The 6,298-nt window shown below is 70.6% G+C and carries 9 protein-coding genes; 2 read left to right on the top strand and 7 right to left on the bottom strand.

The features are described 5' to 3' along the window. Nucleotides 1–30: 30 nt before the first annotated feature. The 4 genes from ACE3T5_RS20315 to ACE3T5_RS20330 all read right to left on the bottom strand — a co-directional run bounded on the left by ACE3T5_RS20315 (nucleotide 31) and on the right by ACE3T5_RS20330 (nucleotide 2,487). Nucleotides 31–423 (bottom strand): VOC family protein, encoded by a 393-nt coding sequence (locus tag ACE3T5_RS20315; RefSeq protein ID WP_374669927.1) that lies wholly within the window; start codon nucleotides 421–423, stop codon nucleotides 31–33. 104 nt (nucleotides 424–527) lie between these two features. Continuing rightward, nucleotides 528–974 carry a DUF4375 domain-containing protein gene (locus ACE3T5_RS20320; RefSeq protein WP_374669928.1) on the bottom strand — a complete coding sequence of 149 codons (447 nt, stop codon included), beginning with the start codon at nucleotides 972–974 and terminating at the stop codon, nucleotides 528–530. 51 nt (nucleotides 975–1,025) lie between these two features. Beyond that, on the bottom strand, nucleotides 1,026–1,868 hold the full coding sequence (locus tag ACE3T5_RS20325; RefSeq protein WP_374669929.1) for a GNAT family N-acetyltransferase: 843 nt from the start codon (nucleotides 1,866–1,868) through the stop codon (nucleotides 1,026–1,028). Further along, complete coding sequence (locus ACE3T5_RS20330; RefSeq protein WP_374669930.1) at nucleotides 1,861–2,487, bottom strand: nucleotidyltransferase family protein; 627 nt, start codon at nucleotides 2,485–2,487, stop codon at nucleotides 1,861–1,863. The genes ACE3T5_RS20325 and ACE3T5_RS20330 overlap by 8 nt, the downstream gene beginning before the upstream one ends. Nucleotides 2,488–2,584: 97 nt before the next feature. Between ACE3T5_RS20330 and ACE3T5_RS20335 the strand changes: the two genes are divergently transcribed. Continuing rightward, complete coding sequence (locus ACE3T5_RS20335) at nucleotides 2,585–3,376, top strand: SDR family NAD(P)-dependent oxidoreductase (protein ID WP_374669931.1); 792 nt, start codon at nucleotides 2,585–2,587, stop codon at nucleotides 3,374–3,376. A 9-nt stretch (nucleotides 3,377–3,385) separates the two neighbouring features. Here ACE3T5_RS20335 and ACE3T5_RS20340 read toward each other — a convergent pair whose 3' ends face one another. Together ACE3T5_RS20340 and ACE3T5_RS20345 are read right to left on the bottom strand one after the other, a co-directional pair. Further along, on the bottom strand, nucleotides 3,386–3,859 hold the full coding sequence (locus ACE3T5_RS20340) for an SRPBCC family protein (RefSeq protein WP_374669932.1): 474 nt from the start codon (nucleotides 3,857–3,859) through the stop codon (nucleotides 3,386–3,388). Between the two features lie 96 nt (nucleotides 3,860–3,955). Continuing rightward, nucleotides 3,956–4,288 carry a hypothetical protein gene (locus tag ACE3T5_RS20345; RefSeq protein WP_374669933.1) on the bottom strand — a complete coding sequence of 111 codons (333 nt, stop codon included), beginning with the start codon at nucleotides 4,286–4,288 and terminating at the stop codon, nucleotides 3,956–3,958. A gap of 250 nt (nucleotides 4,289–4,538) precedes the next feature. On the opposite strand from ACE3T5_RS20345, the gene gshA reads away from it, so the two are divergent. Then, nucleotides 4,539–6,092 (top strand): glutamate--cysteine ligase, encoded by a 1,554-nt coding sequence (gene gshA, locus ACE3T5_RS20350; RefSeq protein ID WP_374669934.1) that lies wholly within the window; start codon nucleotides 4,539–4,541, stop codon nucleotides 6,090–6,092. Nucleotides 6,093–6,108: 16 nt separating this feature from the next. On the opposite strand, the gene ACE3T5_RS20355 is transcribed toward gshA, so the two are convergent. Then, on the bottom strand, nucleotides 6,109–6,298 hold a 190-nt coding region (locus ACE3T5_RS20355), incomplete at its 5' end, for a DUF454 family protein (RefSeq protein ID WP_374669935.1).

Raw genomic sequence — 6,298 nt, forward strand, 5'->3', positions numbered from 1 at the left:
GTCGGCCGCCGAGGGCGTGGTGCCGCCGCCTCAGCCGCGCCCGAGGGCGGCCACTTCGTAGGTGGTGATCTCGTAGGGGTTGCCGTCCGGGTCGCGGAAGTAGATCGAGCGCGAGACGGTGTGGTCCTCCTCGCTCACCGCGCCGGGCAGCATGTCGTTCAGGTGCGCGCGCCACGCCTTGAACGAGGCTGCGTCCACCCGCAGGGCGATGGTGGAGCGGCAGGGCTGCGAGGGCCGCTCGAACAGCGCGATGTGCACGCTGCCGGAGGTGTTCTGCAGCGTCAGCGGCCCGCCGTCGCTGGCCCAGAAGGCGAAGTCGGGCGAGGGCAGCAGGCCCATCACCTGGCGGTACCAGTCCACCGCCGCCGGCCGGTTGGTGACGAAGACATGGACGTGGTCGAAGGCGTGCAGTTCGCGGGGCATGGGGAGTCGACAGGGCTGCAGGCTGCAGCGTAGCAGGCACGGGGGTGCATCGGTGCGCCGCGAACGCCTGGATGTCCGCCTGCGCGGGCATGACGGGCTTGCGATCAATGATCGTGCGCGAACACCCTGCCGTGTGCCGCCACATACACGGCGAGCTTCTCCCACACCGCATCATCACCCGCGATGTCGTCACTCAGGCGCTGGAAGCGCCCGTGGCCTTCGGCCTGCAGCTTTTCCAGCCATACCTGGCGCAAGGGTTCGAAGTACTCGGGGTCGGCGAAGGGGAAGAGGGCCGCCGTCTCCTCGATGCACAGCGCCGCTGCATGCGCGCCGATTCGGCGGTACGCGGCAGCGAAGGCTTCGTAGGGCGGGTGATTCGGGAAGTCGGCTTCGTAGAAGAACGCCAGGCCGCCGGCCTCGATGAGCGTGTGCGCCGACTCCACCAGCAGCAGCGTCTGCAGCGGCTCGGGCAGGGCCTGCACGTCGCCGTTCGCGGCCTGCAGCCGCGTGATGGCGATGTCGTAGGGGCGGTCGAGTGATGGGGGCAGCATGCGGATGCCTCGGTCCGGGATGATGCCGCAATCCGAGGGCGGGGGTCGGCTTCAGGCCGCCGGCTCGTGCAGGCGGCGTCGCATCCACAGCTGATGCAGGGGCATCCGCTCCAGGCCGGCCGCGGCCAGCGCAATGCCGCCTGCGCGCGGGCGCATCAGCTGCGGCGCCACGATCTGGCACTCGGGGTGCAGTGCCGCCAGATGACGCACCAGGCGCAACGCATCCCGCTGCGCCTCCACATCGTCGTCCACCAGGCTGTGCAGCGTGAGGCGATCCGCGGCGACGCTGGTCACGGCGAACGCGCCGCCCCGGCGCGAGGCCTTCAAGGCGGCGGGCAGGGCGCGCAGCGCGGGCGGCGTGACTTGCAAGGGCAGGCCGTGCGCGCGCTCGGCGAGCCAGCCAAAGGCTTCGTCCAGCGGCACCTCGGCGGCCTCGTCATCGGCCAGCGGCTGGGGGCGACCCTGCCAGCCCTGCAACTCGTCGATCACCTCGAAGCCGCGGCTGCGGTACAGGCGCAGGCCGCGCTCGTTCTGCGCGAAGCACTCCAGCTCCACCCGTTGCTGGCCGGCGGCCGCCGCTCGTGCGATGAAGTCGTCCAGCAGCGCCTGCGCGGCGCCGCTGCCGCGCGCGGCGGGCAGGGCGCCCATGGTGCCGAGGCGCCAGCTCGGCTGATCGGGCCGCGGCGCGGTGAGCGCAAAGGCGACGATGGCGCCATCGACCAGGGCCACACGGCTCTCGGCCAGGGCGATGCACTGGCGGCCGAGGAACACCGGCCACTGGTCCGGCGGCAGGGTGAAGGGCCCGATCAGGTAGTCGGCGAAGGCCGCGCCGAAGGCGGCGTGCAGGTCGGCCGCGGAGCAGTCGCTCGCGGGGCGCAGGGTGGGTTCAGGCATGGGGGATGGGTTCGGTGGGCGCGGTGCCGGTCGCCCCGGCGATTTGCAGCCACGGCCAGCGCGCCTGGTAGGCCAGCGTCTTGGCGCGGAACAGTTCGGCATGCGGCGTGAGGGCGTTCGGTTGCAGCATGCCCGCGTGCAGTTCGTGCAGGCCATAGGGCGCCTCGACCTCCAGGCTGGCGGTCAGGTCTTCGTCGGTCGAAGCCGCAAGGCGCGGCCGCACGCCGACGCAAGTGCCCCGCACCAGGAAGCGGCGGATGCCGTCCGCGCTGCTCGTGAGCACCGGATAGGCATGGCCGAAGTGCGCGGGGTACCACTCGTGCACGCGCGCCTGGTTGCACACCTCGACCTCGATGCCCAGGTCGCTGAGCAAGCCTTGCACGCGTTGCTGCGTGGCCTGTTCCGCCTCGGCCGAGCGATCACGGCCGTCGAAGTAGAACAGGTCGTAGTCCTTGATGCCGGCTTCCGGCGCGTGGCCAGCGCGCAGGTTCCACACCGTCTGGAACAGGCAGCCGGCCACCAGCCAGCCATCGGGCAGCGCGAGTTCGTGCCAGCGCTGCAGGATGGCGCGGTTGTTCCGGTTGCGCAGGATGGCGTGGGTGAAGGCTTCGGGGGTCACAGGGCCGGCGGGCAGGGGCGAGGGGCGGGAGAGAGCGTAGCAGCCTCGTGTGCCGCGGCATTGGCATGATGACCCCTCGCACGCACAAGGAGCAGCAATGAGTCTCACCCCACCCCTCCAGCGCGTGGCCCTCGTCACCGGCGCGGCGCGCGGCATCGGCCTGGGCATCGCGCGCTGGCTGCTGGATCGCGGCTGGCGTGTGGCGCTGCTGGACATCGACGCCGTCGGCCTGCCGCGGGCCGAGGCTTCGCTGGAAGCGCCCACGCGCACGCTGGCGCTAGTGGCCGACGTGTCCGATCCGGCGCAGGTGCAGGCGGCGGTGGCGAAGGTCGACGCCACCTGGGGCCGCCTCGACGCGCTGGTCAACAACGCGGGCATCGCCATCTTCAAGCCGGTGGTGGAGACGAGCTTCGACGAGTGGCGCAGCGTGCTCGCCACCAACCTCGACGGCCCGTTCCTCTGCAGCCAGGCCTGCGTGCCGCTGATGCGGCGCTCGGGCGGCGGCAGCATCGTGAACATCGCCTCCATCTCGGGCCTGCGCGCCAGCACGCTGCGCGTGGCCTACGGCACTAGCAAGGCGGCGCTGATCCACCTGACGAAGCAGCAGGCGGTGGAGCTGGGCACGCTGGGCATCCGCGCCAATGCCGTGGCGCCGGGGCCGGTGGAGACCGAGATGGCGAAGCAGGTGCACACGCCGGCGATCCGCGCCGACTACCACGACGTGATCCCGCTCAACCGCTATGGTCTGGTGGAGGAGATCGCGGCGGCGGTGGGCTTCCTGTGCTCGGAGGAAGCGGGCTACGTCAACGGCCAGGTGCTGGCCGTGGATGGGGGGTTCGACGCGGCGGGGGTGGGGTTGCCAACCCTGCGCAGGTCGCAGGGTCAGTAGGGGCCGCCCTCAGACCTCGCCGCCAAACCGCTTGATGAGGTTGTCGATGTATTTCTCGACCAGCTTCTCGAATTCGCCGGCCACGACCGGCTCGACCACCATCTTCATCAGGCCGGGCAGCGGCACGTCGACCACGCCCTCGATCTTGAGCACGACCTTGGTGCTCTTGCCCTTGTTGTCGGTGATCTTCCAGCTGCCGCCCACCTGGGCGTTGCCCACGCCCTTGACCGGCGTCCACTTCACCGTGCCCTTGGCGGGGTCGCTCACGTACTTGCTGGCGTAGACGGTCTGGATGTTCACCTGGGCGGTGCCGACCTTCTGCATCTCCCACTTGTAGACGCCGTCGCCCATGTCGGTGAGCTTCTCGACCTTGGGGAAGTGCGAGACCGAGGTGGGCACGTCGGCCAGCACGGCGAACACTTCGTCCGCCTTGGCCTTGACCTCGAATTCGTAGCCCAGCTCGATGTTGACGTTGACCGCCATGGCTTGTCTCCTGTCGTCGTTCGGATGCGGATGTGAAAAGGGGTGGCGCATTCTGCCACCCCCTTGCTGCAGCGGCACCGGCGTGCCGCGTGACACTCAGGCGCGGGCCTGCTGCCAGGCCACGGCGCGCTCCACCGCGGCGCGGGCGGCCTGGGCCACCGTGTCCACGGCCACTTCGGCGCCGCTGGCCGACAGGGCCACGCCCTGGTTGTAGTAGCGCGCGAAGACGGCGCGCGCGTGCGCGGCGTTGCGGCGCGTCTCGGCGCTCAGCTGGGGGCTGCTTTCGGCGAAGGCCGTGTCCCAGCGCTCGCGCGCGGCCTGGCCCAGGCGGTCACCGCCGTCGCGCCAGGCGCCGATGGCGACGTGGGCGGTCTGGTCGAAGCCGTCGATCCACTGGCGGGCAACGGTGCTGATCTGTTCGGTGGTCATGGGGCAGCCTTTCATGATGAGGTCGTGTGTTGGCGTCGATTCTGCGCAGGGACCCTAGGGCATGCGACCTAAACCGGCCCTTCGCGCTAGAGCGCCGCGTCTAGCCAGCACCGCCCACGGCTGGGCTGGGGTGCGTCTTTTCGGGCGGCCCGGCCGCGCGCAGGACCGTTCAGCTGCCGCCATGCAGGCTTGCGCCAAAGGTGATACCTTCCGCCCCATAAACGGGATTCGAGGGCGAGAGAGACCGATCATGAGCCACCTTCAACAGGCCTTGCAGACGCTGGCGCCCGAGCGCCTGCGGGGCATCCGGCGCGGCATCGAGAAAGAAAGCCTGCGCGCCACGCCGGCGGGTTCGCTCGCGCTCACGCCGCATCCGGCCGCGCTGGGCTCCGCGCTCACGCACCCGCACATCACCACCGACTACTCCGAGTCGCAGCTGGAGCTGATCACCGGCGTGCATGCCAGCGTGGAGCAGTGCCTGGAGGAGCTGACGCAGATCCACCAGTTCGTCTACCGCCAGCTCGGCGAAGAGAGGTTGTGGGTCAGCAGCATGCCCTGCCGCCTGCCGACGGACGAGACCATTCCCATCGGCCGCTACGGCCCCTCCAACGTGGGCCGCGCCAAGAGCGTGTACCGCATGGGCCTGGCGCACCGCTACGGCCGCCGCATGCAGACGATCAGCGGCATCCACTACAACTGGTCGATGCCGGGCATCAGCGACGCGGAGTACTTCGCGCTGATCCGCAACTTCCGCCGCCATGCCTTTCTGCTGCTCACGCTGTTCGGCGCCTCGCCGGCGGCCTGCGCGAGCTTCGTCGAAGGGCGCCAGCACGAGCTGCAGTCGCTCAATCCGCACACCGTCTACATGCCGTACGGCACGTCGCTGCGCATGGGCCGGCTCGGCTACCAGAGCGAGGCCCAGGCCAGCCTGGCCGTGAGCTACAACGGCCTGGAGGGCTATGCCGCCTCGCTGCATGACGCACTCACGCGGCCCTACGCGGCCTACGAGGCGGTGGGCATCATGAACCCCGGGGGCGAGTACAACCAGCTCGCCACCACGCTGCTGCAGATCGAGAACGAGTTCTACGGCACCATCCGTCCCAAGCGCGTGATCCGCCCGGGCGAGCGGCCGCTGCATGCGCTGCGCGAGCGCGGCGTGGAGTACGTGGAGGTGCGGCTGATGGACCTCGACCCCTTCGTGCCGGTGGGCATCAAGGCGCAGACGATCCGCTTCCTCGACGTGTTCCTGCTGCACTGCCTGCTGGCGCCCAGCCCGGACGACAGCCGCGAGGAGATCGCCGCGCTCGGCCGCAACCAGCACCGCACCGCCGCCCATGGGCGCCAGCCGGGCCTGAAGCTGGAGCGCAACGGCCGTGAGGTGGCGCTGGTCGACTGGGGCGCCGAGATCGTGGCCGAGTGCCTGCCCATCGCCGCGCAGCTGGACGCTGCGCATGGCACCACCGACTACAGCGACGCCGTGCGCGCGGCGCAGGCCTTGCTGGAAGCGCCCGACATGCTGCCCTCCGCGCGCGTGCTGGCCGCCATGGAGCGCGACCACGCCAACAGCTTCACCGGCTTCGTGCAGGCCTTGTCCGAGCAGACGCGCGCCAAGCTGCTGAAGCTGCCGTTGTCTGCGCAGGTGGCGGCCCGTCATGAGGCCCTGGTGCGCCAGTCGGTGGCCGACCAGGCCGCGGTGGAGGCGGGCGACACCATGCCGTTCGAGATCTACCGGCAGCAATACATCTCCGCGGACCGGCTCGGCCTGGGCCGCCAGCGGGTGCAGCCGGCGCTGGCGGCGGCGTAGCCGCGCGGGCAGGTGCTCAGGCCTCGGGCCGGCGCCACAACCAGGTGGCCACGCTCGCCAGCACGGCATAGACCGCGACGCGCAGCCAGACCGGTACGGGACTGAACCAGAGCACGGTGGCGCTCGCCAGCATCATGGTGCTGGCCAGCCACTTGGCCTTGCGCGGCACGATGCCGCGCTCGCGCCATTGCAGGATCACCGGGCCA

Origin of the sequence: Ramlibacter sp. (assembly GCF_041916345.1) — a bacterium.
GTDB lineage: Bacteria > Pseudomonadota > Gammaproteobacteria > Burkholderiales > Burkholderiaceae_C > Ramlibacter.